The sequence below is a fragment of the Pseudoalteromonas sp. XMcav1-K genome, from assembly GCF_044005875.1.
GTDB lineage: Bacteria > Pseudomonadota > Gammaproteobacteria > Enterobacterales > Alteromonadaceae > Pseudoalteromonas > Pseudoalteromonas spongiae.
The window spans coordinates 15,309-41,821 of record NZ_JBIPJE010000051.1; the positions used below are offsets into that span (position 1 = coordinate 15,309).

Annotated in this window: 27 protein-coding genes; 11 read left to right on the forward strand and 16 right to left on the reverse strand. The window is 40.5% G+C overall.

The genetic code is table 11. The features are described from left to right. Positions 1–16 precede the first annotated feature (16 nt). Complete coding sequence (locus tag ACHSBP_RS19925; RefSeq protein ID WP_395390253.1) at positions 17–1,411, reverse strand: hypothetical protein; 1,395 nt, start codon at positions 1,409–1,411, stop codon at positions 17–19. A 267-nt stretch (positions 1,412–1,678) separates the two neighbouring features. On the opposite strand from ACHSBP_RS19925, the gene ACHSBP_RS19930 reads away from it, so the two are divergent. From ACHSBP_RS19930 to ACHSBP_RS19945, 4 genes are all read left to right on the forward strand, one after another. Continuing rightward, entirely contained in the window at positions 1,679–2,110 is a 432-nt protein-coding gene (locus ACHSBP_RS19930; RefSeq protein WP_138634940.1) for a DUF2721 domain-containing protein, read from the forward strand. A 109-nt stretch (positions 2,111–2,219) separates the two neighbouring features. Further along, a complete protein-coding gene (locus ACHSBP_RS19935; protein ID WP_395390254.1) occupies positions 2,220–3,737 on the forward strand; it encodes a DUF3369 domain-containing protein in 1,518 nt (505 codons plus the stop codon). A gap of 298 nt (positions 3,738–4,035) precedes the next feature. After that, on the forward strand, positions 4,036–4,947 hold the full coding sequence (locus ACHSBP_RS19940) for a LysR family transcriptional regulator (RefSeq protein WP_395390255.1): 912 nt from the start codon (positions 4,036–4,038) through the stop codon (positions 4,945–4,947). A 51-nt stretch (positions 4,948–4,998) separates the two neighbouring features. Next, entirely contained in the window at positions 4,999–5,631 is a 633-nt protein-coding gene (locus tag ACHSBP_RS19945) for a 2OG-Fe(II) oxygenase (RefSeq protein WP_395390256.1), read from the forward strand. Here ACHSBP_RS19945 and ubiA read toward each other — a convergent pair. Both ubiA and ACHSBP_RS19955 read right to left on the reverse strand, forming a co-directional pair. Beyond that, positions 5,621–6,487, reverse strand: coding sequence for a 4-hydroxybenzoate octaprenyltransferase (gene ubiA, locus ACHSBP_RS19950; protein WP_395390257.1), 867 nt, complete (start codon positions 6,485–6,487; stop codon positions 5,621–5,623). The genes ACHSBP_RS19945 and ubiA overlap by 11 nt on opposite strands. A 2-nt stretch (positions 6,488–6,489) precedes the next feature. Further along, a complete protein-coding gene (locus ACHSBP_RS19955; protein WP_395390258.1) occupies positions 6,490–7,023 on the reverse strand; it encodes a chorismate--pyruvate lyase family protein in 534 nt (177 codons plus the stop codon). A 168-nt stretch (positions 7,024–7,191) separates the two neighbouring features. Here ACHSBP_RS19955 and ACHSBP_RS19960 point away from each other — a divergent pair, with 168 nt between their 5' ends. Next, positions 7,192–7,587, forward strand: a complete 396-nt coding sequence (locus tag ACHSBP_RS19960) for a flagellar basal body-associated protein FliL (RefSeq protein ID WP_395390259.1) — start codon at positions 7,192–7,194, stop codon at positions 7,585–7,587. Positions 7,588–7,615: 28 nt separating this feature from the next. On the opposite strand, the gene glpG is transcribed toward ACHSBP_RS19960, so the two are convergent. From glpG to ACHSBP_RS19990, 6 genes are all read right to left on the reverse strand, one after another. Next, on the reverse strand, positions 7,616–8,443 hold the full coding sequence (gene glpG, locus ACHSBP_RS19965; RefSeq protein WP_395390260.1) for a rhomboid family intramembrane serine protease GlpG: 828 nt from the start codon (positions 8,441–8,443) through the stop codon (positions 7,616–7,618). 5 nt (positions 8,444–8,448) lie between these two features. Beyond that, positions 8,449–8,772 carry a thiosulfate sulfurtransferase GlpE gene (glpE, locus tag ACHSBP_RS19970; protein WP_100912840.1) on the reverse strand — a complete coding sequence of 108 codons (324 nt, stop codon included), beginning with the start codon at positions 8,770–8,772 and terminating at the stop codon, positions 8,449–8,451. Between the two features lie 58 nt (positions 8,773–8,830). Further along, positions 8,831–9,856, reverse strand: coding sequence for an L-threonine 3-dehydrogenase (gene tdh / locus ACHSBP_RS19975; protein ID WP_054978625.1), 1,026 nt, complete (start codon positions 9,854–9,856; stop codon positions 8,831–8,833). 47 nt (positions 9,857–9,903) lie between these two features. After that, positions 9,904–11,100, reverse strand: coding sequence for a glycine C-acetyltransferase (locus ACHSBP_RS19980; RefSeq protein ID WP_395390261.1), 1,197 nt, complete (start codon positions 11,098–11,100; stop codon positions 9,904–9,906). Positions 11,101–11,334: 234 nt separating this feature from the next. Further along, on the reverse strand, positions 11,335–11,892 hold the full coding sequence (gene gmhB, locus ACHSBP_RS19985) for a D-glycero-beta-D-manno-heptose 1,7-bisphosphate 7-phosphatase (protein ID WP_395390262.1): 558 nt from the start codon (positions 11,890–11,892) through the stop codon (positions 11,335–11,337). Beyond that, entirely contained in the window at positions 11,892–12,944 is a 1,053-nt protein-coding gene (locus tag ACHSBP_RS19990; protein ID WP_395390263.1) for a glycosyltransferase family 9 protein, read from the reverse strand. Before ACHSBP_RS19990 ends, gmhB begins: the two co-directional genes overlap by 1 nt. Before the next feature lie 101 nt (positions 12,945–13,045). On the opposite strand from ACHSBP_RS19990, the gene ACHSBP_RS19995 reads away from it, so the two are divergent. Next, positions 13,046–13,768: a 3-deoxy-D-manno-octulosonic acid kinase gene (locus ACHSBP_RS19995; protein WP_395390264.1), complete on the forward strand. Its 723-nt coding sequence runs from the start codon at positions 13,046–13,048 to the stop codon at positions 13,766–13,768. Between the two features lie 22 nt (positions 13,769–13,790). Here the strand turns inward: ACHSBP_RS19995 and hldE are convergent, their stop codons facing one another. Further along, the gene (gene hldE / locus ACHSBP_RS20000) at positions 13,791–15,236 is read right to left on the reverse strand and encodes a bifunctional D-glycero-beta-D-manno-heptose-7-phosphate kinase/D-glycero-beta-D-manno-heptose 1-phosphate adenylyltransferase HldE (protein ID WP_395390265.1); all 1,446 of its coding nucleotides are present in this window, start codon (positions 15,234–15,236) and stop codon (positions 13,791–13,793) included. A 9-nt stretch (positions 15,237–15,245) separates the two neighbouring features. Further along, the gene (locus ACHSBP_RS20005) at positions 15,246–15,827 is read right to left on the reverse strand and encodes an SIS domain-containing protein (RefSeq protein WP_010560855.1); all 582 of its coding nucleotides are present in this window, start codon (positions 15,825–15,827) and stop codon (positions 15,246–15,248) included. Positions 15,828–16,010: 183 nt separating this feature from the next. Between ACHSBP_RS20005 and ACHSBP_RS20010 the strand changes: the two genes are divergently transcribed. Then, positions 16,011–17,129: a glycosyltransferase family 9 protein gene (locus tag ACHSBP_RS20010; protein WP_395390266.1), complete on the forward strand. Its 1,119-nt coding sequence runs from the start codon at positions 16,011–16,013 to the stop codon at positions 17,127–17,129. A 26-nt stretch (positions 17,130–17,155) separates the two neighbouring features. Here ACHSBP_RS20010 and ACHSBP_RS20015 read toward each other — a convergent pair whose 3' ends face one another. After that, positions 17,156–18,568 carry a capsule assembly Wzi family protein gene (locus ACHSBP_RS20015; RefSeq protein WP_395390267.1) on the reverse strand — a complete coding sequence of 471 codons (1,413 nt, stop codon included), beginning with the start codon at positions 18,566–18,568 and terminating at the stop codon, positions 17,156–17,158. A 111-nt stretch (positions 18,569–18,679) separates the two neighbouring features. On the opposite strand from ACHSBP_RS20015, the gene waaA reads away from it, so the two are divergent. Both waaA and ACHSBP_RS20025 read left to right on the forward strand, forming a co-directional pair. Next, complete coding sequence (waaA, locus tag ACHSBP_RS20020) at positions 18,680–19,948, forward strand: lipid IV(A) 3-deoxy-D-manno-octulosonic acid transferase (protein WP_395390268.1); 1,269 nt, start codon at positions 18,680–18,682, stop codon at positions 19,946–19,948. Beyond that, entirely contained in the window at positions 19,929–20,474 is a 546-nt protein-coding gene (locus ACHSBP_RS20025) for a DUF1415 domain-containing protein (protein ID WP_395390269.1), read from the forward strand. The genes waaA and ACHSBP_RS20025 overlap by 20 nt, the downstream gene beginning before the upstream one ends. On the opposite strand, the gene ACHSBP_RS20030 is transcribed toward ACHSBP_RS20025, so the two are convergent. Continuing rightward, a complete protein-coding gene (locus ACHSBP_RS20030) occupies positions 20,471–21,127 on the reverse strand; it encodes a TetR/AcrR family transcriptional regulator (RefSeq protein ID WP_395390270.1) in 657 nt (218 codons plus the stop codon). The two genes, ACHSBP_RS20025 and ACHSBP_RS20030, sit on opposite strands and share 4 nt — an antisense overlap. A 145-nt stretch (positions 21,128–21,272) precedes the next feature. On the opposite strand from ACHSBP_RS20030, the gene coaD reads away from it, so the two are divergent. Together coaD and ACHSBP_RS20040 are read left to right on the forward strand one after the other, a co-directional pair. Then, complete coding sequence (coaD, locus tag ACHSBP_RS20035; protein WP_395390271.1) at positions 21,273–21,755, forward strand: pantetheine-phosphate adenylyltransferase; 483 nt, start codon at positions 21,273–21,275, stop codon at positions 21,753–21,755. Beyond that, positions 21,752–23,164: a capsule assembly Wzi family protein gene (locus ACHSBP_RS20040; protein WP_395390272.1), complete on the forward strand. Its 1,413-nt coding sequence runs from the start codon at positions 21,752–21,754 to the stop codon at positions 23,162–23,164. The genes coaD and ACHSBP_RS20040 overlap by 4 nt, the downstream gene beginning before the upstream one ends. A 2-nt stretch (positions 23,165–23,166) precedes the next feature. Here the strand turns inward: ACHSBP_RS20040 and ACHSBP_RS20045 are convergent, their stop codons facing one another. From ACHSBP_RS20045 to argH, 3 genes are all read right to left on the reverse strand, one after another. Beyond that, positions 23,167–23,682, reverse strand: a complete 516-nt coding sequence (locus ACHSBP_RS20045) for a hypothetical protein (protein WP_395390273.1) — start codon at positions 23,680–23,682, stop codon at positions 23,167–23,169. A gap of 67 nt (positions 23,683–23,749) precedes the next feature. Then, on the reverse strand, positions 23,750–24,274 hold the full coding sequence (locus ACHSBP_RS20050; RefSeq protein ID WP_395390274.1) for a hypothetical protein: 525 nt from the start codon (positions 24,272–24,274) through the stop codon (positions 23,750–23,752). Positions 24,275–24,619: 345 nt separating this feature from the next. Next, positions 24,620–26,485, reverse strand: a complete 1,866-nt coding sequence (gene argH, locus ACHSBP_RS20055; RefSeq protein WP_395390275.1) for an argininosuccinate lyase — start codon at positions 26,483–26,485, stop codon at positions 24,620–24,622. Positions 26,486–26,513 lie beyond the last annotated feature (28 nt).

The window sequence follows — 26,513 nt, forward strand, 5'->3', positions numbered from 1 at the left end:
TTTTCTATTCTAACTATTATTCTTGATTAAGCTGTTTCTGTGCGTATTCAAACTTAAGCTTAAATTCGGTTACTTTTGCTTCAAGCTCTTCCACGCGGTCCGTTAAACCAATGTTTTCGCTACGTATTGACTCATAAGCACCACGTGCTTGTTGAGTATCTTTTTCAATACGACTTAGCAAGCTTGAGTTACGACCTTGTTCACGGTTAAGCGCAGTATCTTGCGCTTCTAACTGACGGCGTAACTGCGAAATCAAATCTTGGTCATCTTGCTTCGCGTTTTCAAGCAGAGTGAGTTTTTCCATTAACTCTTGGTTTTTAGATGTTTCTTCAGAAAGTGCATCTGCTTGCGCTTTCACTTTTTCTTTAAGCGCGCTTGCTTCTTGGCTCAAGTCTTTCTTCAAATCGTTGAAGCGACCTTCACTTTCTTGACTGATTTGCGTTAACTTCTCAGACAGTTCGCTAACTTGCTCTTTGTGCTGTTCAATATCAGATGAAAGCAGTTTGTTTTGCTCTTCAAGTTTACCAACAACCTCTGATTGCTCTTTCACTTGGCTTTCAAGTTCAGCTTTATCTTTCTCGTATTGTTGTAGTGACTGCTCTTTATCTTCTAACATCGAGCGCAATGTTTCACTGTCTTTATTCGCTTCTTGTGACAGTGATTGATGCTTCTCATGCACTGAATCTAATTCACCACTTACATCATCAAGTTGTTGTTTTAATTCCGCGATAACTTCGTCTTTACTGGTTGATTCTTGCTTTAATAGCTCAATTTCATCTGTAAACACTTTTTTCACTTCAACCAGCTTTTGATCTTGGCTCTGATGCTCTGTTCTGCGCTCTTCAATCAGCTGTTTTAGCTTGTTCGACTGCGCTTCGTTCTGTTCTTTTTGTTTGTGAAGCTGCGACTCTGCAAGCTCAAGGCTTTCTGTAAGCTCGGCAATTTTGTCACTTAGTTCGCCTTGTTGCTGCTCTGATTGAGAGCTTAATTCGTCACTTACCTTTTCAAGCTCAGCTTCTTTCGCTGCAATCGCCTCTTCTAGCGATTCGTTATCCAGCTCTAATTGATTTGCTTTCTTTTTAAATTCGGCAAGTTGCGCTTCAAGCTGCTGAATGTGCTCATCTTCATCATTTTGATGTTGAACCATTGCCGCTTGATGACCTTTTTCTAGCGCCTGTTGACTCGCGCTCAGTAAAAGAGTTTGCAATATCGGCGCGATATTCGTCGTAAAGGTTTGACTTAATTCAGAAATATACGGATGTTCGAACTCAATTGCGTCAGCAACCTGTTGCTCGATACTTTCTTGACTTGCATTCACTTTTTCTGCTGCAAGATTAAACACATCACTAGGCGATAAACTGTTTAAAGCACTCAGCACTTCATTTAACTGCTTGCTCTTATTTTCACCCATGTATCCCCCTTTGAGCTTTTTATTATTATTGCTCTAATGTAATCCAATTTACGTATAAAGTTTCTTTGTTATCATTCGTTGTTATGAATAATAAAAATCAAAGATAAGTGTAGACAATAAAATCTGGCACTGCTTACTATAGCGATGAGATTTAATCGTGTTATTTTTGCGCTTTAGTCTAGCCTACAATATAGTCGGATGGAATAACCTAGTTGTAAAATAAAGAAAATAAGTATTTATTACTAAAAAAGAAATTATTAAAACGGTATGACAATTGAACTAAACTTAACCACCCCAGCACTGCTTTTTCCAGCAATATCATTGCTTTTACTAGCATATACCAACCGTTTTTTGGTACTTGCACAGCTTATTAGGCAACTAAATTCACGTGAAAATGGCAATGAAATTCGCGCTATGGTGAAAGCACAAATCTCCAACCTTCGCGACCGCCTAAATTTGATTCGGCGCATGCAGTTTTTTGGTGTTCTTTCCTTTTTGCTTTGCACCGCAGCCATGTTCGCTGTATTTCTCACACAAAACTTGCTGGGTACAGGCTTATTTGGTTTAAGTTTAGCGTGTTTGCTGTATTCTTTGGTGTTGTCACTTTACGAAATTCACATCTCTTGTCAGGCTATCGAAATCGAACTCAATAATATCGAAAGTAAACCTGTTATTGATAATGACGACAGTGCCACATAACAGCCCTAGCCTTGAAATGCTGCGTAATATTCGTGACATTTAATATTTCACTACTCTAGTTTTTTGCTTCTATACTTTTAAATAAGATTCATAAATTAGAGCAGCGACTGTGACGGACTTTCTATTTGCCGACGAGCAAATTGATGACATTGCAAAAGCGTCAAACGACGAAAGTTGGAATATTTTGGTAGTTGACGATGAAGAAGACATTCATCAGGTCACCAAGCTAGTTCTAAACGGCTTTACGTTTGAAGATAAGCGGCTGATTTTTCACCACGCATATACTGCCGCTGAAGCAATGCAAATGCTTAAAGGGTTGCCTGAGGTTGCCGTAGCGTTAGTGGATGTAGTGATGGAAACAAGCCACGCTGGTTTGGATCTCATTCGTTATATTCGCGAAGACGCCGATAATCACGATATTCGCCTGATTTTACGTACCGGACAACCGGGTGAAGCCCCCGAAGAGTCTGTGATTCGTGATTATGATATTAACGATTACAAAAATAAAACCGAACTCACTGCAATAAAACTCAAAACATTGTTGTACTCTGCTCTTCGTTCTTATCGTGATATTTGCATTATTGAACAACATAAATTGGGACTTGAAAACATCATTAATGCTTCTGCTAAATTCTTAGAGTGTGAAACGGTTAACGAATTTGCATCTTCGATCCTAGAGCATGTTTCAGGTGTAATTGGCCACAGCAATAAAGAGATTTACTGTGCCGCAGCAATCAACTCGCAGACCGATAATGCAACAGATTTTAAACTACTAGCTTGCTCTGGTGCTGATAACACAAAGCAAGACATACCAAGCGAAATTGGCAATTTATTCGAGCAAGCACACAATACGAAGTCATCGTTTAAAACACCGCAGGAATATGTTGGCTATTTCCCAACAAAAGGCGGCTTAGAGACTATGCTGTACGTCAGTAAATCGTCAGACTTAAACGCGTCAGACCATCAACTATTAGAGTTTTTTGCTCATAACATTGCCCTAGCATACGACAACCTACGGTTGCGTGAACTCATTAGAGAATCACAAAAAGAGCTCTCTTATATTCTTGGGGAAGCCGTTGAAAAACGCAGTAAAGAAACAGGCAGCCACGTAAAACGTGTCGCCCATTATAGTTATTTGCTTGCAATTAAGTATGGGTTAACCCCGTATCAGGCGGAAATTATCAAGCTTGCTTCACCGCTACACGATATTGGTAAAATCTCCATCCCAGATCATATCCTCAATAAACCCGGCAAGCATGACGCGCAAGAATGGGAAATCATGCAATCACACGCTGAGATTGGCTATGACATACTTAAAAACTCAACTAATGAAATTTTAAAACAGGGTGCGACGATTGCGTACGAACACCATGAACGCTGGGACGGCAAGGGTTATCCGCAGCAACTTGCTGGTGAAGATATTGATATTTCAGGACGTATTACCGCACTTGCAGATGTGTTTGATGCCCTTGGCAGCGAACGCTGCTACAAACCCGCTTGGCCGCTCGATAAAATACTTACACTGTTAAAAGATGAAAAAGGTAAGCAGTTTGATCCCAAACTAATTGAGATTTTTATTGATAACCTCGATGAATTTTTAGCAATTAGAGATCAATTCCCCGATTAAGAAAAACATTTAGCCTTTTTATTTACTTTTACGTTTTAACTTTACGGTTGCGACTATTCCTAATGACGCATTAACCAATATTAAAAATACGTCGGTAAACTGAATAAAAAACACAACAAACTAAAGTAGTGTTTTACTAAGTCCAAAGTCTTGCTCTAATGTGTAACTTTTAACTTCGTTATCATTCATTTACGTAGAATGATAACTCTAATAATTAATTACACTTTAGCAATGGTATTTGTACCCTAATTATGTTCTCATTAGCAACAATCACGGATTTTAGTTTACAGGAGTAATCATGCGTATAGAGCAATTTGAACAATTTATTGCACTTGCCCATCATCAACATTTTCGCAAAGCTGCAGAGGTGTGTAACTTAAGCACATCAGCCCTTACCCGCAGCATTCAAACGCTTGAATTAGATCTCGCTTGCAATTTATTAACACGTTCGACGCGCTCGGTTAAGCTAACCGCCGCGGGCGAAGTATTTTTACAGTACTGCCAACAAGCGCTCGATAATCATGCATTACTTAAACAAAAATTAAGTAAATTTACCGAAGCCAAAAACGAAAAAATTGTTATTGGGTATAGCCCAGAAGCTATTGGCCTAGTGCCACAGGCGTGTGGCAAATTTATGCAACAATTTCCGAACATTTCAATTGAAATGCAACTACAAGATACCGACACGTTATTGCAGAATATTCGAAATGGTCAACTTGATTTAGCAATTAATGCGCCTATCACAACAAGCTCAGGTGAAATGTTTTGCCTGCCAGAACAAGTGGTGATGTTCTGCCATAAAGAGCACCCTATTTTACAACGTTCACCGGTACAGTTATCACAAATAACCAAACTACCTATGTTGGCGACAGTAAGTACTAATCAAGCACTTGGTAAATTAATTAATCAGGCAGCAACTAATCTTAACAAACAAGATTCATTGCGATTAGGTACGTTTGAGCAAGTGGTTAATAAATTAAGCGACCGTAATCACATAGCACTCACTACACTCGATTTAATGCAGCAAGTGACGAACAATGAAGAACTTGTAAATTTAAGCGAAATGATTGAGCAATCTGAAAAACTCAACTTAGAGCTGCAAATTGCAAAAGCGAATCTAACGGCACCTAATATTTCTGAGCTTTTAAACTTTATTACTTTAGAAGCGGGTGCTCGCCCTGAAATTGAACTTGCAAAAGCAACTTTCTAACTGACTCAATGTTCTTTAAAATAACGCCAATTTTTACATTTGGCGTTATTTATGAACTGCTCACCCGAGACCTTTTTACACCTCGACAACCTGCTCGATAACATAGCGGAAAACGGCTATTGCATTATCGAAAATGCGATTTCTGCAGAGTTAATAACTCAATTACAGCAGCAATGTGAAGCGCAAGAAACACAATTTCAACACGCTAAAATTGGACGCCATCAGGATTTACAGCAAGCAAGCTCAATTCGTAGCGATAAAACAAAATGGTTTAATGGTGACACAGCTGCCGAAACGAGTTACCTCGCCCTTATGGAGCAAATGAGAGTAGCAATCAATCAAAGCTTCTACCTTGGCCTATTTGATTACGAATGCCATTTTGCAATTTATCAACAAGGTGACTTTTACAAAAAACATTTAGATGCGTTTAAAGGTAAATCAAACCGTGTATTTACCACAGTTTGCTATTTAAATACCCCAAGCCAAGGCGGCGAGTTATTAATTTACCCTGAAAAAGGCAAAGAACCACTCGCTAAAGTAGCACCTAAGGCTGGTACGTTAATTTGTTTTGAAAGTGAACGTTTTCCGCACGAAGTATTAGCAGCTGGTAGCACACGCTACTCTATTGCTGGTTGGTTTAGAAAGAATAATTCAAGTGCGAACTTTGTTGACCCTAACCAATAAAGCTTGCAGCTATGCCCATAAAGACAAATAGCCCAACGTAATTATTGTTTAAGAACGCCCAAAAACAAGCATCGCGGTCGCGGTGCTTAATTTTTACTTGCTGATGCGCCAACAAAAATGCTGATAGCAGCACGCCAACGTCAAATGGCCATGGCAAATTGCGGTTGAAACCAATAAATACTAAGGTCAGTAAAAAAGCGATTTGCAATATAAATACCGCGGCTTTATCGAAACGACCAAACAAAATAGCGGTAGATTTAACCCCAATTTTCACATCATCGTCCCTGTCCACCATGCCGTACATGGTATCGTATGCCACAGTCCAAACGAGGTTAGCAAAATACAGCCACCACGCTTCTTCAGGTACTTCACCAAGCACAGCCATATACGCCATTGGAATCGACCAACTAAATGCGGCGCCGAGCACGACTTGAGGCAAATGGGTATAGCGTTTCATAAAGGGATAACAAAATGCTAATGCTAACGCCCCAAGCGACAGTAATACGGTTTGCCAATTTAAAAATAGCACCAAGATAAATGCTATTAAAATCAGTAGAGTAAAAAGTTGTATCGCCTCTGCTGGTGTTGCTTTACCAGATGCCAATGGGCGCATATGAGTGCGTTTAACCAAACCATCCACTTTACGATCAGCAAAGTCATTAATTACACAGCCAGCGCTGCGCATAACAAATACACCTGCGCTAAAAATAAGCAAAATCGTTAAATCTGGCACACCAGAACTCGCTAGCCATAGTGCCCAGTATGTTGGCCATAACAAAAGCAAGGTACCGATTGGTTTATCAGTGCGCATTAACGCTTTATAGGCATCACGATTTTGCCATGTTAGCTGGATCATGGTTATTCAAATGCTCCTGGTAAAAAGGCTTCACACACCATCAGTTTTAGGTCTGCTAAATGAAACACACTGCGGCGAGCTGAAACATCAGAGATTTCAAGTGACAAGTCTTGTAATAACGAGTGAAGTTGTGCACTGCCCGAAAACTGGGTGATCATTAAATCTTCCCGCACTAAATTAGGGTGCTGAAAAATAAACTCACCGAGTGGACGCTCCCCCAAATTTAAAAACAGACTATTGTCAGTTAATTGCTCAAGCGGGATCCAGCTTTGCGCATACACCCGTGGTTTTTCATCACCATATAAAATAACTTCGCGGCATAACGCAGTTTGCTGTTTAGTACCTAACACATTGGCTTGCTGTACGTTTAGCGTAATGTGCTTTTCACTAAGTACGCGCACACTAAATTGTGAAAACCTTCGCTTCAACTTTGCAGTAAGCGAGCCGGTTTCTAACAACCACTCACTCTGCACACTATTTAGCTGGGTAAAGTTTTGATGCCACTGCGCCGAAATATCTAAAGGGAAAGTTACCACAATAACCTGCTGCGAAAAAAAATCGCACCATTTTAGCACTGGATAACAGTGAGCTAAATGGTAAATTAAATTTTCAATTAAATTACGTTTAAGTGACTAGTAAAAAGCCCATAATCAAGTATTATTATTGTTAAGTTACTATGGGAAAAACAAGGTGTTAGTCACGCAATGCGTAGCCTATCGATATTTCTAATTACACTTTTTTTATCACTATCAACGCCTAAGGCCGAGGCTGCGTCTAACTTTGGTTATTTTGGCTTTGAGCCAGATATCATTACAAACTACATTGCGACATCGAATAAAAAGCTTGGCTATGTGCGAGTTACCGTTGAACTAATGATTAAAGATATGGGCAATTTAGAAGTGGTTGAACACCACTCACCTTTACTACGCGACGCGATTGTTGAAATTATTAGCAAAGAGCAAGAAGAACACGTTAAATCATTAACTGGCCGTGAGGAAATTCGCAAACGTTGCAGCGAGCGAATAAAAGAGTTATTAAAAGAAGAAACAGGGCAAGAAGTTGTGCACGATGTGCTTTTTACTAAGTACCTGTATTATTAAGCTAAATATAGCTTAGAAAAAAGCAAAGTTAATTAACTTTGCTTTTTTTATGACTATTCGCCGCTAACACGCCAAGCACAGCACCGGCGATCAATCCGCCTAAATGTGCCCAATTCGCCATATTGATAAACAACACGTCAGCAAAACCAAGTACAAGCCACACCAACATAAAGCCAACAATGGATGGGCTAACAGCTAATTTGCTATTGCCAGTAATATGACCATACAACCAGCAAAACCCAAGTAAACCATACACCACGCCTGATAAGCCACCAAAATTTGCATCGACAAACGCAAACTGCAGCCAATTACTGGCAAGTGCTGTAATAATAAATATCAATACTAAAAAGCGTTTACCTAATTGTTGGGCTATTTTATCGCCAAGATACATCCACCACATCAAGTTAAAGATCAAATGCATTGCTGAGAAATGCATAATAGTGGGCGCAAGCCAAGTATGCGGTGCGTTAGGGGCAAACTGAAGATATGGAAATAACCACTCAAAACCACCTAAAACAAACGCGCCATATACCAAAATCGATAACAATGACACGCTCTGAATAAGTAATGAAAGCTTTAAAAATCGCGGTATCAAATTAAGCGAACTGCCGCCGTAACTTAGTCCACTATTGGTTGAACCAACTTGCCAAGATGCCTCAAGATACTTTGCTTGGTTAGGGTTGATTTGAAAGTGCGCCAATTCTTTTTCAGCGGCTTCAAAATCACTTTCTGACACCAGCAATACAACGGTTTCACTGTTAATTGGCTTTGATTCACAGTGAATATTAATGCTATTGAGGTAATCACAAAAACCTTGTGCAGCCCTTACATTACTTAGCGTGGTAAGTTGCTTCACAATGATTACGCACCTGACTCAACATTGTCTGCTTGCTCAGTACCCCACGCGGCAAAGCCACCGTCCATGCTGTAAACATCTTCAAAACCCTGCTCAACCAGATAGTTCGCAGCACTTTGTGAACTAATACCGTGATAACACACAACAACTATTGGTTGCTCATAATCTTTTTCATTTAAAAATTGTGCCAAATTCTCATTCGACAGACGCTCAGAGCCAGGAATACGCGCGGAGCTGAAACTATTTGGATCACGAATATCGGCAATAACAACATTGTCATTTGTAAGAAGTGCTGCTGTTTGCGACACTGAAATATGTTTGTATGACATATATACCTCAATAAAAAAGGGAGCAAATGCTCCCTTTATAATATCATCAAGCGATAGCTTAATCCCAATTTAAAATAACTTTGCCTGACTGGCCTGAAATCATGGTATCAAAGCCTTGTTGGAAGTCATCAATGTGGAATTCGTGAGTAATAATTGGTGATAAATCTAAGCCAGATTGAATCAAACTTGCCATTTTGTACCAAGTTTCAAACATTTCACGGCCATAAATACCTTTAATGATTAACCCTTTAAAAATAACCTGATTCCAGTCAACCGCCATATCTGATGGTGGAATACCTAGCATGGCAATTTTACCGCCATGGTTCATGTTATTTAGCATGCTGTTAAACGCGCTCGGTACACCCGACATTTCAAGGCCAATATCAAAGCCTTCTGTCATGCCAAGCTCATTCATCACATCTTCTAATTTCTCGTTCGCCACGTTTACAGCGCGTGTTGCACCCATTTTACGTGCAAGGTCTAAGCGGTATTCGTTTACATCCGTAATTACCACATGGCGGGCACCAACGTGTTTAGCTACCGCTGCAGCCATTATACCAATCGGGCCAGCACCTGTGATCAATACATCTTCACCGACTAAATCAAACGATAGCGCTGTGTGAACAGCATTGCCAAATGGGTCAAAAATTGATGCTAATTCATCTGGGATGTTGTCAGGAATCTTAAACGCATTGTATGCAGGAATAACTAAGTACTCTGCAAATGCACCTTCGCGGTTTACACCTACACCCGTGGTGTTACGACATAAGTGAACACGGCCTGCACGACAGTTACGACAGTGGCCACAGGTAATATGGCCTTCACCTGATACGCGATCACCCACTTTAAAACCACGTACTTCTTGGCCCATATCCACTACTTCGCCAACGTATTCGTGACCCACAACCATAGGTACAGGAATGGTATTTTGTGACCATTCGTCCCACTTGTAGATATGTACATCCGTACCACAGATCGCTGTTTTGCGGATTTTAATTAATAAGTCATTGTGGCCAACTTCCGGTTTAGCCGTTTCTGTCATCCAGATCCCTGGTTCAGCTTTAAGTTTTGATAATGCTTTCATCTTTTTACTCACAAAAAAGGCCTGTTATCTAACAGGCCAATATCAAATTAAATGATACCTAATTCTTTACCAATACGGGTAAATGCAGCAATTGCTTTATCTAGTTGCTCACGGGTATGCGCAGCGGAAATCTGTGTACGAATACGCGCTTGCCCTTTTGGTACTACAGGGAATGAGAAACCTGTTACGTAAATGCCTTCAGCCAGTAACTTATCAGCCATTTCAGCTGCTAATTTAGCATCACCTAACATTACTGGAATAATTGCGTGATCTTTACCTGCACAAGTAAAGCCAACCGCTTCCATTTGCTCACGGAAGTACGCCGCATTTTGCCAAAGTGTATCGCGCAGCTCTTTACCATCGGTAAGCATATCAAGTACTTTGATTGATGCTGTAACGATTGAAGGCGCGAGAGAATTTGAGAATAAGTAAGGACGAGAACGCTGACGTAACCATTCTACAATTTCAGCTTTACCTGACGTATAACCGCCCGATGCACCACCTAGCGCTTTACCTAGTGTACCCGTGATAATGTCAACGCGGTCCATTACATTACAGTATTCAGGTGTACCACGACCGTTTTCGCCAACAAAACCCACCGCGTGAGAATCATCAACCATAACCAGTGCATCGTATTTGTCAGCCAAATCACATAACGCTTCTAAGTTACAAATAACGCCGTCCATTGAGAACACACCATCTGTAGCAATTAGTTTGGTTTTAACACCCGCTTCATCAGCTGCGATTAATTGCTGCTCTAAATCAGCCATGTCGTTATTGGCATAACGGAAGCGTTTTGCTTTACATAAGCGCACACCATCAATAATTGATGCATGGTTTAACGAGTCTGAAATAATCGCATCTTCTGGGCCTAAAATTGTTTCAAAAAGGCCTGCGTTAGCATCGAAGCAAGATGAATAAAGAATGGTATCTTCAGTTTGTAAGAAGTTACTGATTTTTGCTTCTAACGTTTTATGAATGTCTTGCGTACCACAAATAAAACGTACCGATGCCACACCAAAACCGTGGTCATCTAATCCAGCTTTTGCTGCATTAATTAACTCTGGGTGATTTGCTAAACCTAAGTAGTTATTTGCACAAAAGTTGATTACTGAGTCGCCAGATGCAACTTCAATTTCAGCTTGTTGTTGTGACGTGATTACACGTTCACTTTTGTATAATCCATCTTCTTTTACTTGTTCAATCTGTTGTTTAAGCTGATCAAAAAATGCAGATGCTCTCATCCAAAGTCTCCAATGCCTAATAGAACGGGTTGCTCGCGCGTTTTCCACACATACGTTAAAAACGACGAATGCTAAGCCTTAAAATTGTAGCTTATATTTAAAGGGGTAATTGTAAAAGGTTAGGTTGATAAATGCACTTAATACTAGTAAATGCGATTAGAAAAGTAGATAAAACTACAACTAAACAAAAATGCAGTTTAATAAACTGCATTTTAAATAGTTCACTAATTAATCCTAGGTGTTTTCACTAAACTTTTCACTAGCACAATTCAGCGATTGCCATACGTCATCAGCTAGCGTGATAGTTTGCGCGTCAAACGATTGCCCAGACAGAACAAGAATCTTCTTACTAAACCCTGCCGCCTTTGCTGCTAACATGTCTGAGCCTTTATCGCCAAACATAATGCATTTTGATGGGTCCAGCCCGAGCTCTTTCACACCTTGCAATAGCATGCCTGGCTTAGGTTTTCTGCAATCACATTGCTGTTTATATTGTGCAACACCTTTAGTTGGGTGATGCGGGCAAAAGTAGACTTTGCTGATTTCCACATTACGTTGTTTAAACTGCGCCACCATCCAATCGGTAAGCGTATGAAAATCTTGTTCGGTATAGTAACCGCGCCCAATACCTGACTGATTCGTTACAATCACAATTTTGTAACCCGCGGCCTGAAATAACTGACACGCCTCAAATACACCAGCAATAAATTCAAAATCATCAATTTTATAAACATAGGCGTGGTCAACGTTAACAACACCATCTCTATCGAGAAAAACAGCCTTATCACTCATTACAATGCCTTTTCGTTTACAACACGGTCAAACATCTCTTTAACGCTGTCTACGCTAATTTGTTGCATTAAATCTTTGCCTTTTACACGTGTACCCCATGGCAATTGGGTTGCTGTTTTGCCGGTTTGCTTTTTTAGGTTTTGATGATAAACCTCAACCACATAATTTTGGTATAAATAAGGGCCGGTACGCGCCGGATTCGAATGTGCATATAGCCCAATCACCGGCGTGCCCATAGTCACCGCCATATGTGCGGGGCCAGTATCTGGCGCAATGACAAGAGAAGCGTTTTCTAACACACATAACAATTGTTTTAAGTTTGTTTTGCCAACAAGGTTAAGTGCTGTTGATTTCATCGCACTTTCAATTTGCTTTGCAAGTGTGACCTCGAGCTCTGTAGGCCCACCCGTTATAACAACACTAAATCCTTGTTGCACCGCATAATCCGCTATTTCGGCATAGTGCTCTGGTAACCAATTGCGCTCAGCTTTACTTGCAGCAGGCGAAAGCACCAATACTTTATCGCCAAGTGGCGATAAAGTTTCTTCAGCAAAGTCTCTGTCTTCTTGGGTTACTGGCATCTGCCACGATGGCTCATAATGAGGCACACCTATGGCTTTTGCGAAACCGCGAAACCCCTCAAGTACATGGGCTTCTTTTTCAGCTGCAATACGGTGGTTGGTAAATAAAAAGTGCCCTTCTTTAGCGCGCTGCCAATCAAATCCAACTTTTACTTTTGCAGGAATAACACGCGCCGCTAAATTGGCACGCAGCGCAACTTGCATGTGCAATAACACATCAAACTTACGCCCTTTAAAATGTTCTTTAAGTGAGTGATAAGCCGCTTTGCCTTGTTTTTTATCAAAAACAACCAGCTCAACTCCCGGTAAATCAGCTAATAACATCGCCTCTATTTTTCCAACAACCCATGTAATTTTAGCGTTTGGATAATGACGCTGAATTGCCTGCACCGTAGAAACGGCATGACATACATCACCGATTGCTGAAAGACGTAAAATACAAATATCGTTGAACGGCCCTTGTAAGCTCACAATTTACCTAAAAACATATAAATAGATGCGTGCAGTTTAACGTAAATTAAAACTTGGTATAATCCCTTTTTGCACGCAATTACTATTTAGTTTAAATCGCCATGCTGTCATTTCAAAAACACGGTTCAGCCACCATCATTACCCCAAGCAACTTGGAGGGCACGTTCGATCCTAATTTATTTGATGTTGAGTATTTAAGCCGTAATGATTTGATTAGCGCCAAAAAACGTGGCCGTGCAACAACTTACTTTTTTGATTGTGGTAACACAACGGGTGTACTGCGCCATTACTGGCGTGGCGGCTTAATTGGTAAACTATTATCCGACCAATACCTGTATTTAGGCTTTGAAAAAACAAGAACATACCAAGAATTCAAGTTATTAGTAGAGCTTGAAGGTATTGGCCTACCCGTACCTAAACCCATTGCGGCTAAGGTAGTAAAATCGGGACTAATCTATCGTGGAGATATCATTACTGAGGCACTACCACACTCGCAAAGCCTGCTCGATATCCTAAAAACCCGATCAATAAGTCAAAAAGAGCTTGCTGACTGTGCAAAAACAATTGCCGATTTTCATAATCACGGCGTTAATCATGCCGACCTTAATATCAATAATATTTTAATTAGTGATGGACGCGTTTTCTTAATTGATTTTGACCGTGGCACTCGCGCCGCATTCAACCCACAAGAAGCGCAAAGTAATATTACACGCCTAAAGCGCTCATTTGATAAAGAAGCTAATCGCAACGCACAATTTTATTGGTTAGAAAAGGATTGGAAGGTATTTATTGAAGTGTATAACAGCGCACTAAAAACAGCTTAGTGCGCCAATAAAGAGGTGGTTACTAGCTATCGCTTTGAATTTTATGAATAACGTTCGATGTTGAGCAGCCATTTACAAATTCCAGCACCTCAACTTGACCACCGTTTGCAAGTACAAAATCAGCGCCGGCAATTTCCGACACTTTATAATCACCGCCTTTCACCAGAACATCAGGCTTTACAAGTTCAATCAGCTTAGCTGGGGTATCATTTTCAGCTTCAGAGCCAAACGGGATCACCCAATCGACTGATGCTAACGCACTGATCACGGTGGCACGCTCATCAAGAGGATTAATAGGTCGCGTTGGCCCTTTTAAACGGCTAATCGACTCGTCATTGTTTAAACCCACTACTAACTTATCGCCACGCGCTTTAGCTTGCGCCAAGTAGCGCACATGCCCCGCGTGTAAAATATCAAAGCAGCCATTGGTAAAGACAATTTTTTCACCGCGTTGACGCGCAAGCTCAATATGATGCAATACCTCTTGTGCTGGCGCTTGGTACTGCTCACCGGTATCACGTAAATATTGCGTTAGTTTGGCACTTAGCTCTTCTGGTGATACGGTGGCAGCACCCAGTTTTGCAACTACTAAGCCTGCTGCAATGTTTGCAATTTCAACGGCTTGCGCTGCTGGCATGCCTGTACTTAACATTACCGCCAACGTTGCGATTACCGTATCACCGGCACCAGTTACATCTGACACTTCTAATACTTGCGCTGCAAAATCGTATTTTTCATTCGGCGTAATAAGCGACATTCCTTGCTCTGAACGCGTTAACAGCATGCTACCTAAACCACACTCAGCAATAATATCGCGTGCACTTTGCGTGATGGTTGCTTCATCACCGACAACACCACCAGCCGCTTTAAACTCTGTAAGATTTGGCGTAATAAAATCCGCGCCGCGGTAATCTGCCAACTGTTTTGATTTCGGGTCAACTAAAACCGTTTTGCCTGCGTCTTTTGCAACGGCAATCATATCCGCAATTAAATGCAGTGAGCCTTTGTTGTAGTCAGAAAATACCACCAGATCAAAATCGTTAATCAGGGTTTTAAGCTGCTCAAGCAAAAGCTGTGAATGGGCTTCACTAAAACGCTCTTCAAGATCTAAGCGCACGACTTGTTGGTGACGGCTAATCACACGCATTTTCGCGATTGTTGGCGCCTCTGACTGACGAATAAGCTGAGAATCAATGTTCTCTGACTTTAGTAACGCCTCAAGACTTTGTCCGTTATCATCATCGCCGATAATGCCAAGCAAACTTACCTTGCCATCAAGGTGTGCGATATTTTTTGCAACGTTTGCCGCACCACCGGCTTTATCTTCAAGACCACTGACTTTTACCACTGGCACCGGCGCCTCAGGTGAAATACGCCCAGTATCACCATGCCAGTAACGGTCTAGCATTACATCGCCAACAACTAAAATTTTGCTGTTTGATAACTGATTAAAATACGATAAATCCATAATCAACACTTAGCTCTTTTCGGCAACTAGCATATCAACTGCTTCACACAACCAATGGCCAATAAACATATGCGCTTCTTGAATACGCGCAGTTTCATCGTTTGCAATAATAATTGGTAAACGTGCTATATCTTTTACCTTACCGCCATCACGACCGGTTAATGCTACCGTGTAGGCACCAATTTTGTTTGCTGCTTCTAGTGCGAGATTAATATTGGCACTGGTGCCTGAAGTCGTTAAACCAATCACTAAATCTTCTGGTTTGCAAAGAGCCTGAACTTGGCGTTCAAATACCGTATCAAAGTGATAGTCATTAGCATGCGCGGTTAAAATTGACGTATCCGTTGTAAGTGCAATGGATGCTAAAGGACCACGTTCATTCTTATAACGCACTACAAACTCAGCGGCTAAATGTTGCGAGTCGGCTGCACTGCCGCCATTACCAAACCAAATTACTTTGCCGCCTTTATCTAAGGTTTCTTGGCAAGCTTGTAGCAGTAATAGTGATTGTTGTTGGTATTGCTCCATAATAGCAAACACTTTGCGGTGACGTTCTAAGCTTGCTAAGTATGAGTTTGTAATCGCTTCCATAGGTCTTTGTTTATTGCATCTATAAATAGTTAACTTCATTTTATAACGAATCGTCTTAAAATGGCGAGGCTTGTTAACCAATCTTAACAAATGGCTTTGTTAAACTTTTAAGAATCTTTAAATTTACTACCCTTGCAGCAGGGTTGTTTGTTACAATTCCCGTTCATGCGCAGGGAGATTTAAGTGCATCAAAGCAAGCATTCAACCACAACTCAAATACAAGTTCCTGAACTGACTCTCAAAAAAGGCAGTAAAGTACTGTACATGACTCACCTTGCATTAGGTGATTATGTCTATCAGGGCGCGTTTCTAAAAGCCCTATCAAAGCAGTACACTGATGTGCAAATTGACGTGTGGATTGATGATTGTCGCAATAAGAAAAAATCTTGGCATTCAGGCAGGAATTCTACTTTGCAGCAGTGGCTAGCAAAAGAAAACCACCTAAATACCATATATCCCATTGCCAGTAGTAACGAGCACAGAGAACAATTAATCGCTGATGCAAAAAATCAGCAGTATGATTTTATTGTATTTGTTGCCACTACACGCGCACCGGCCTATTTAAAAGTGGCACAGGCTATCAACGCAAATGCCACCATAGTTGGCACTGAGCCTAAAAGCCTTTTGTCGCGTTTGTTTTATCGCAACCAGTACAAATCATTAAGTACTACAATTGCACTGTCTGAATTAGCTACCAGCCAGCACATTAGTGATTTTTATAACCATATTTTCTCTCGCCTGTTTGCTGTGTCGCTTGACGAACAACAGCGCTCTCGCGAAATTTTGGTCACAAACTCATTGGGTGAACAAGGCAAACAACAAATTAACGCATGGCGTAACGCTAAGAACTTAAGTAATGGGCCGACTATTTTCATTAATCATATTTCGACTAATGAAAAACGTGACTGGCAACTATCGCAATTAGCTGAATTAACAGCAAAACTAACTGAAAAGTCACCTAATACACTGTTTGTGTTAAACGCGCCGCCACATAAATTTGATGAAGTTTCTAACTGGTGTGCACAGCAAACAAACATTGCTGTAGAAGCATTTTCAGCAACTAAGGATTTCTTTGAGCTGCCGAGTGTTATGCAAGCCTGCGACTTAGTGATTTCTGTTGAAACTGCGATTATGCATATCGCAAGCAGCTTATCACTGCCACAAATCGCATTGATCAGAGAGTCGGCATCAAGCTGGCGCCCACTTAAGGCTAATTCAGTTCTTGAAGGGAAAAAGCGAGTTGATAATATTGCTGCTTCGGAAGTCGTCGTTGCTGCTGAGAATATTCTGAAGTTAGCCTAGAGCGAACTCTAGGCCATAATCAATGATTACCAAAACATGGTTACAGATAAATAACCATAACTTTCATCGTAAACGTTTTTCCCACCCATTAAACTGGTTTCAACCCGGTATTCACCCACTTTACGACTGTTAAGCACTGATAACGAATAAGCGCGCTGATAATCATCGCTGTCGTTATTTTGCGTGCTTAGCTTAAACTGCCAAGAGCTCAATACTGATTCAAAATAGTCATAATTAATGGTGTGTACATCAGCCGGTACACCATCGCCGAAATTACGATTATCAGCAGCAAAATGACCAAATGTGAAACCTTCATTAGTATTACCATTTTTATACAAGTGGTGAACATACCAAAGTGTATTCCACTTGTTATATTCATATCTTAATGAAGAGTTGTTAGTTAATTTTGGTAAATACGTACCAAATGAAATGGTTTGATTGCCAAATTTAAAATTGCTGCCATGCAAGGTATCTTCAGCACCATATTCTGCGTAAATTTCAATTGGTGTTACCCAATCAAAATAAACGCTAGAGGTAAACGAGATCATTTGGTCACCAAATTCATCGTCTGTGCTCAAGTCATTATCAGCATTATCGTTACCTGATGGGTCAAAAAATGCTTTAAAGATATCACTGATATCCGTCTCACGCGGACCACCACCAAACTGCATCACACGGTTAAAGCCTATTTTCCAGCCGTGTAGCGGTTCAATTGAACCATGCATGCCAACAAGTTCAGGGCTACCGTCGTGCCATTCACCTTGATACTGAATACCCTCTTTTACTTCATCGAGTTCGGTATAAAACAATTCAAAATCAAGGTTCCACCAGTTATTAAGCGGCTCAACCGTGCCTAGTGAAATACTCATTGGCATTTGTGCGTTATTCGACATAATTTGCGCCGAATTTTTAAATGGCGAGTACCAGTGATCTCTGTAACCAATATCTAGTTGCAGGTTAGCTGCAGCCATGCTCAGTGTCGAATTATAAGCAACTAAGTCTTGACCTTTAACCCGGTAATCTACACCTATTTGTGCCAACATAAAGTCATTAGGGCGCCAAATACCTTCGAAAAAACCTTGCGCATATTCATCGGTTGTTAAACCGCGCTGGTTAGCAATCGGCATCGTATCACCGCTGCTTGCTGTAGTTCGTAAACCATAACGGCTGATCTTGTCTTCACCACGATAACGTTTAAGCTCGCCCACTAAGTAACGATACAATCTACTATCTTTTTGTTTTAGCTGTCTTAGTGCAAGGTCGACTTCACTTAACGCATACGGCTTATGCATAGGCGTACCACGGGTAAGTACAAACATGCGATCAAGTTGGCTTTCTAAGTGGGCGTCTATGCCCAAAGGCAAATATACAGTAGGTTTTGCAGCACTTTCTGTTGCAACAAATGCCCCTGCAATAATAAGTAAATTACTGAGTTTCATAGGCGAAGTCGTTATAGAATTATCCATTCATGATAACAAAACGCCATCACATAGCGCAGCAAAAATTGTATAAATATGTTATAACTCGCCGCTCTATCTCGTGAGGTCGATATGGCACGCATCATTTACAGTTTTGTTTTATATCTTTTATCACCGCTGGTGTTTTTGCACTTATGGTTACGCGGAAAAAAAGCGCCTGAATATCGTAAACGTTGGGCTGAACGTCTTGGTTTTTATGATGATAATTTAAAACCAAACAGTCTAGTGATTCACTGCGCGTCTGTCGGTGAGTTAATGGCCGCATGTAAATTAATTAACACATTAAAACAGACTCACCTTGTCACTATAACCTGCAATACACCTACGGGCTCAGCGGAAATAAAAAAGCAATTTAATGACAGCGTGCAACATGTGTATTTGCCACTCGATTTTCCTGGCGCTGTTTCACGTTTTATAAAACAATTAAAACCAAAAGCCATTGTTATTTTAGAAACTGAGCTTTGGCCAAATTTGATTATTAAAGCAAGTAAACATGGCATACCTGTGTGTGTTATTAATGCGCGTTTATCGGAAAAATCGCAAAAAGGCTATGAGCGCATAATGCCTTTAAGCAAACAAATCATGCATAACATAGGCTTGCTAGCAGCGCATAATAAAGAGGATGCAGCACGCTTTTTAGCACTCGGTTTAAACCCAAAAAATGCGCATGTGACTGGCTCGATTAAGTTTGATATTACGTTAAATAATGAAATAACAAACAACGTAGCAAAGTTTCAATCTGAGCTTACAACACATGATTTTATTTGGGTTGCAGGTTCAACTCACCCTAACGAACATGAACAGGTTATTGCTGCACATTTATCACTGTTAGAGCAACAGCCAAACGCCCTACTGATTATCGCTCCGCGCCATCCTGAGCAATTTGCCAAAGTAGCAGCCTATTTAACACAACAAAATATTAGTTTTAGCCAACGCAGTAAAGCGCTACACAATGGGCAAGCAGTACTACTCGCAGATACCATGGGGGAAATGCTCACATTGTTTGGGGCCGCAAACAGTGCTTTTATTGGCGGTAGTTTAATTGAGCGCGGCGGTCATAATCCACTTGAGGCTGCGGCATTTGGTATTCCAATTATTACCGGACCAAGCTACACCAACTTTTTACATGTCTACCCGCAATTACTAGACAGTAATGCCTGCTTGTGTGTTGATAGTGCCGATGCGCTTTGTAAAAGCCTGCTTTCAATTGCAAACGACCCTAGCAAGCAAAAAGAACTAGGTGACAATGCGTTAGCTATATTGAATGCTAACAGTGGCGCGGTTAAACGCACAATAACGCTTATCGAAAACGAGATTTTTCATGACATTATCACCGATTGAACAAACTAAAAACTGGGTTAGCCGCGTTATTGTTGGGTATAACTTTTGCCCTTTTGCCAAAAAAGAAGTGGTTAACAATACAATTAACTATGTAGATAGCAAAATAAAGTCGCATGAAGATGCGGTAATTGAAATGCTCTCATTAATACAAGAAATGCGTGAAAACGACGATATTGAAACCTGCCTGCATATTTTTAGCGAAGGCTTTCAAAATTTTGACGATTTTTTAGATTTGGTTGATTTAGCTAATGCGATGTTGGTATCAAGCGGTTATGAAGGCTTTATTCAAATCGCCAATTTCCACCCAGACTATGTATTTGCCGATAGTGATGAGCAAGATGCAGCGAACTACACCAACAGAGCACCTTATCCTACATTACATTTAATAAGAGAAGCTTCAATGGCAAGGGTACTTGATATTCACCCTGATCCGGAAGGTATTCCAGAGACGAACATTAATCTCGCGCGAGAAAAAGGTATCGCGTTTTGGCAGCAACTGTTAACGCACTGCCAAACAGACCGTTAAGCAACCACCTGCTCAACGTCAAGTTGCTTATTAATGTATTCTTGTTGTAATTCTTTTAGCTGTTCTAAGCCTGCGCCTTTGGCGTAAGGCTTAAACAGTAATATCACTTTAACAATACCACCAAAAATATCCTGTTTTGACAAGCGACCATCTTCGCTATGCGCTTTTACATACGGCGTCCAAAAACTCACTGTTAGTTTCACCATATGTGCAAGTTCAACGATATCGCTGTCATCGATCTCAATAACTTCGGCGTATTTTAGCCCTGCAATAACCGCTGCTACTTGTTCTAACAGTTGTGCTTGCTGCTCTAAATATTGCGCTTTAAGCTCATTATCGCGGCTTAAAATATCGGTTAAGTTGTTATAAAAGAAGTTAAAACGCCACATTAATTCAACCAGTGAATCAAGATAGCCGGCGAGCTGCGCCATCACATCTTGATTTTTATCCATTGGGATAAAATTATCTTTAAGGTGATTTTTATAAAGGCTAAAGATATTGCGTAAAATGTCTTCTTTATTTTTAAAGTGATAATACAAGTTACCTGGGCTAATACCCATTTCTGATGCGATATGGTTGGTTGTTATCGCACGCTCTCCATGCTGGTTAAACAATGCAATGCTTGTTTGAATTATCTTATCCTTGGTACTCATAAATATCCTATTATGCCTAACGTTAATACCGCGCAGTATAAACAATCTAGTGTTGAATACCAATTGGCAAAATGTCTCGCTTGGCGATTGGTATTCCAATTAAAGCTTGATAAAATGCCAGCATCATCACTAAGTTACCAAAACCATGAAAGTAAAAGCGATTTATCCTGGAACCTTTGATCCAATCACAAATGGCCACACAGATTTAGTAGCGCGCGCCGCTAAAATGTTCGACGAAGTAATTTTAGCCGTTGCACACAACCCAAATAAAAAGCCATTTTTTGAATTAGAACAACGTGTTGAAATCGCAAAATCTATTTTGTCACACCTAGATAACGTAAAGGTAATTGGTTTTTCTGGTTTGCTTGCAGACTTAGCAAGAGAACAAAATTCACACGTATTAGTACGCGGTTTACGTGCTGTATCGGATTTTGAATTTGAATTTCAATTAGCCAATATGAACCGCCGACTCAATAAAGAGCTTGAAACAGTGTTTTTAACACCTGCTGAGAAAAACTCATTTATTTCATCAAGCCTAGTAAAAGAAGTGGCAATTCATGGTGGTGATGTTCATGAATTTGTAGACCCTATTGTCGTAAACGCCCTTAAGGAAAAGTTGGCAAAATGAAGTTAAGCCATATTGCTGCATCATGTAGTTTAGTTTTTGCAGCAAACGTTTTTGCTGAGCCTTGGATTGGCACCGATGACCCATTTTTACGCGCCGCGATTGAGCAATTAGTGAGTGAGGGCGCGATTAAACGCCCTGTAAATAGCTATCCGCTTATGTGGCAAGGTATTGCGCAAGATTTATCAATGATCAATCGCAATAAGCTATCTGATGATGGTATTTTCGCACTTCGTAAAGTACAACATGCGCTTAAAGCTGCAAAATCAGGCTCCTATTCATCAGTTAAACTAAGTGGTAACAGTGAGCCAAGCAGCTTACAAAGTTTTGGCGAACGCAATAAGCATAAAGGTAACATTCAAGGTACCTCTGTACTAATGGGTGACAGAGTGACTGCAAAAGTATCTATTGGCTATAGCAAAGATGCCACCAGCCAAAAGGAACTCAACTATGACGGTTCTTATTTGGCGGTTTTATACGGCAATTGGAGCGTCAGTGTTGAGCAAATTAACAAATGGTTTGGCCCAAGTAATGATAACGCGTTGTTACTCTCAAACAACGCCGATCCAATGCCGGGACTACGCTTTAGCCGTTTAAATACCGATTACTATGGACCGAGTTTTCTCTCATTTATTGGTCCGTGGAATTTTTCAGCCTTTGTTGGTCAAGATAAGCACCTCAAAAACGATGACAAAGACACCCTATTTTGGGCTATGCGCTTTTCATCAACCCCGATTACGGGTTTAGAGTTAGGTGTAAACCAAACTGCGCAATTTGATAGTCCAAATACAGATCATGGCTTTGGTGCGCTATCAGATGTCATACTGACCAAGAATAAGCTCGATAACAATGGGGTTAATGAATATAACCAATTAACCAGCATTGATGTTAAATACAGTACACGACTGTTTAATCAGTCTATTGCACTTTATGGTGAATATGCTGGTACCAACGAGCTAAGCTTTTTACCTGAAGATACAATGTACACCTTAGGCGCTGAACACTTTTTTGGTGGCCAAGATTTCTTAGTTAAAAACTATATTGAATACTCAGATACGATTTCAAACTGTCGTTATATTGCAACCTTGAGCCATTGCCAATATCAGCACCCATATTATGAGCAAGGGTACGCGCACTTAGGTGAAAATATCGCGGCAAGTATCGGTCAGAATGTTAAAGGCGTGAGTTTATCAAGCAGCTACCAAACTACAAATGGCTATGCTGGATTTGTAAAACTACGTCATATGGATTTTGAAAAACTTGATACAAAGCGCTTGCAACTAGAGGTGGGTTATCAGCAAGGGTTATTTGACGGTTTGTTAAAGCTAAAAGCAACAACTTGGCGCGATAAGTTTGCTAATAATTCGGATACAGAATTCGCACTAAGTGGCAGTTGGGAATATCGCTTCTGATATTAAGCGTGTAATACTATATGAGCGCACTGTTCAGTGCGTGCTTCATGTTTGGCTTCTGATTTAAGGGCTCTTGAGTACACGTAACGAGCTAATCTAATTAAGCCTAACCAATCACGACCAATAATTAATGTAATAATCATTGCATAATCAACCGCATTCACCGTAAAGCTATAAATAGACCACAACAACCATGGCTCTCTATTGCCTAGTAAGTTCATATCAATAAACATGGCTAAAAACAAAATTGCATTTACGATTAAACCAATAAAAATATAAATTGAAGCTGGTTTTAAAATGAGATTTAGACGACGTTTAAACAGAAGCGGAAAAAGAACAACAAGCAACGTGAGCAGATCATAAATAAACCACGTAAAGTAAATCTCAGTACCTGAGCTGAGATCGTGAAATAAGTCACTGAAATAATATGACGCAAACATAATGGCACTAACCCAGACTAAATAGTTATCTGTTTTAGCAGAAACAGTACGCATAAATATATTAAACAAAAATGCCATTAGGAACCCCCAAACAACAAGTGTTCCCATAGTTAGTGCCAGGTTAGTCGTCCAAATCATTTAATCTTTACGTTTTGATAATACCGCCACCGCGATTTAAGTTTGCGTGTGAATCAGTTTTAATAATACCACCACCACGATTTAAATCGGCGTAAGAATCGGTCTTGATAATGCCGCCACCACGATTTAAATCTGTGTACGAATCTGTTTTAATGATACCGCCGCCACGATTTAAATTTGCGTAAGAATCAGTTTTAATGATGCCACCGCCACGATTTAAATCTGCTTGTGAATCAGTTTTAATAATGCCACCACCGCGATTTAAATTTTCTTGTGGGTCAGTTCTGATGATACCGCCGCCACGATTCAAATCTGCTTGCGAGTCAGTTTTGATTATACCACCGCCACGCTTTAAATTTGCATAAGAGTCGGTTTTAATTATACCGCCACCGCGTTGCAAATCAGTAGATAAAGTCACCTTATCATTTTGTAGGGTGTTTTGTGAACCCTCTGATTTAACTGCAGTTGACTGACTGTTTTGCGTTTGAGCATATTGTGTAGCATTTAAGCTATTGGTACCGTTAATTTGCATTTTTCAATTCCTTATAAACTAATTTTTAAAGATACCCCTAAGCATTATTTTTTTAATTATTTATACTGCTATATACCTAGGGCCTTTAACTGTCATTTTTCTGACAACTAAACATCAGGTGCTCAAATTTAGCAATTAGCGATCCAGAAATGCGAATTACTCGCAATATACGAATAAAGGGTTAAATTTAATTTACTGTTTTATATAACAATAAAATCAAATTGAATAACAACTGCAATCTACATAGCACTATACCTATTGAGTAAAGTACAAAAAGTGTTAAACGTAAAAAAGCACAACAGCATAGCTGTTGTGCTTTTAATGGCGATTAAATTTGAAATGAATTTAGGCTACATTGCGACAATCAATACGCAACGAATTTGGCCGTGCAATCAAATAGTCCATAGCAACCTCATCACAATTATCTTTTCTAAGGCATAACTCACAATCTTTCATTACCTTTTCAGGTAATTGAGATTTATGGCTGTCAGCAAAACCTAACTTACTAAAAAAACCAGGCACTCGAGTCAATACGATAATACGCCCTAGCGCCAACTTACCACCTTTTTCAATTAGGTGATTTACCAACGCTCGTCCCTGCCCTTTCACATTCGATTCAGGATTAACACCTAACGAGCGAATTTCAGCAAGGCCTGTATCGTAAATATATAACGATGCACACCCTGTCACTTTGCCATTCACTTCTGTAACAGCAAATTCATTGATACTGTGGATCATATCGCTTTTTGCACGTGGTAAGTTTTCGCCTTCGCGCGCCCAATATTGGATAAGTTCAGCAATTGCTTCTACATCGTTTAGCGTGGCATCTCTTACCGTAAATTCAGCGTTTTTTTTTGCGTTGCTAATGGCAAATTGAACTTGCGTCGGCGATGTACCACCAAGTGCTAAACGCGCATCTAAACACGCTTGTAGTTCAAGCACGGGGTACACATCTTCTGCGATTACTTCGCAAACAGCTTTAAACTGCGAAAGCGATAAATCTTCAAGGTTTTTACCCTCTGAAATTGCCACTTGTACCAGTTCACCAACAATGTGATGTCCTTCACGGAATGGAATACCTTTGGCAACTAAGTAATCTGCAAGCTCTGTCGCATTAGCATGACCGCCTTGTGCCGCAGCTTTGGTTTTATCCGCATTAACCTTAACACCTTTAATGCAAGCTTCAGCCATATGAATACAAGCAAGCCAAGTTGGCATTGCATCAAAAAGCCCTTCTTTGTCCTCTTGCATATCTTTATTATACGCTAGCGGTAGTGCTTTTAAGGTCATCATCATTGCACTAAAAGCGCCAAATACACGACCAGTTTTCCCCCGAATAAGTTCTAGCGCATCTGGGTTTTTCTTTTGCGGCATCAGGCTTGAGCCAGACGTCACGCTATCTGCCAGTTCAATAAAGCCTGCTTCACCCGAATTGTAAAAGATCATATCTTCTGCAAGGCGTGATAAGTGCATCATTGAAATTGACGCACAGCTTAAAAGCTCTACCACAAAATCGCGGTCCGACACGGCATCAAGGCTATTACGGCTTGCTCTATCAAAACCTAAATTAGCAGCCAGTTGTTCACGGTCGATGGCATAGGCAGTACCGGCCAGCGCACCGGAACCTAGCGGACAGACATTAATGCGGCTAAGCGCACTTTCTAAACGCGCTTCATCACGTTCCAGCATTTCAAAATATGCCATACACCAATGACTAAACAACACAGGTTGCGCACGCTGTAGATGTGTATATCCAGGTAGCACAGTACCAAACTCTTTTTCCGCAAGGGTGACTAAGGCATTTTTTAATGACGCTATGGCCGCAAGTAATTGCTTCGCAGTTTTTCGGCTCCACAAGCGAAAATCAGTAGCTACTTGGTCATTTCGGCTACGACCTGTGTGCAGCTTTTTACCAAGATCGCCCACTTTTTCAATTAGCTTTGCCTCTACATACGAGTGAATATCCTCATCCCCAGCCGTTGCAATTGCATTTGGGTTTTGCTGAACTTCATGTAAAAGTTCGTTTAAACCTGCTACTAATTTTTGATGTTCGTCCGCTGTTAACACATCAACTTGTTGTAACGCACCAGCCCAAGCCACAGAACCAATAATGTCTTCTTCTGCCATTTGATAATCAAATGGCAGTGAGTCATTAAATTGCTTAAATGCGTGATCTGGTCCCGAAGAAAAACGTCCGCCCCACAGTGCCATAACTCTATCCTCTCACTAATTCTCGGCA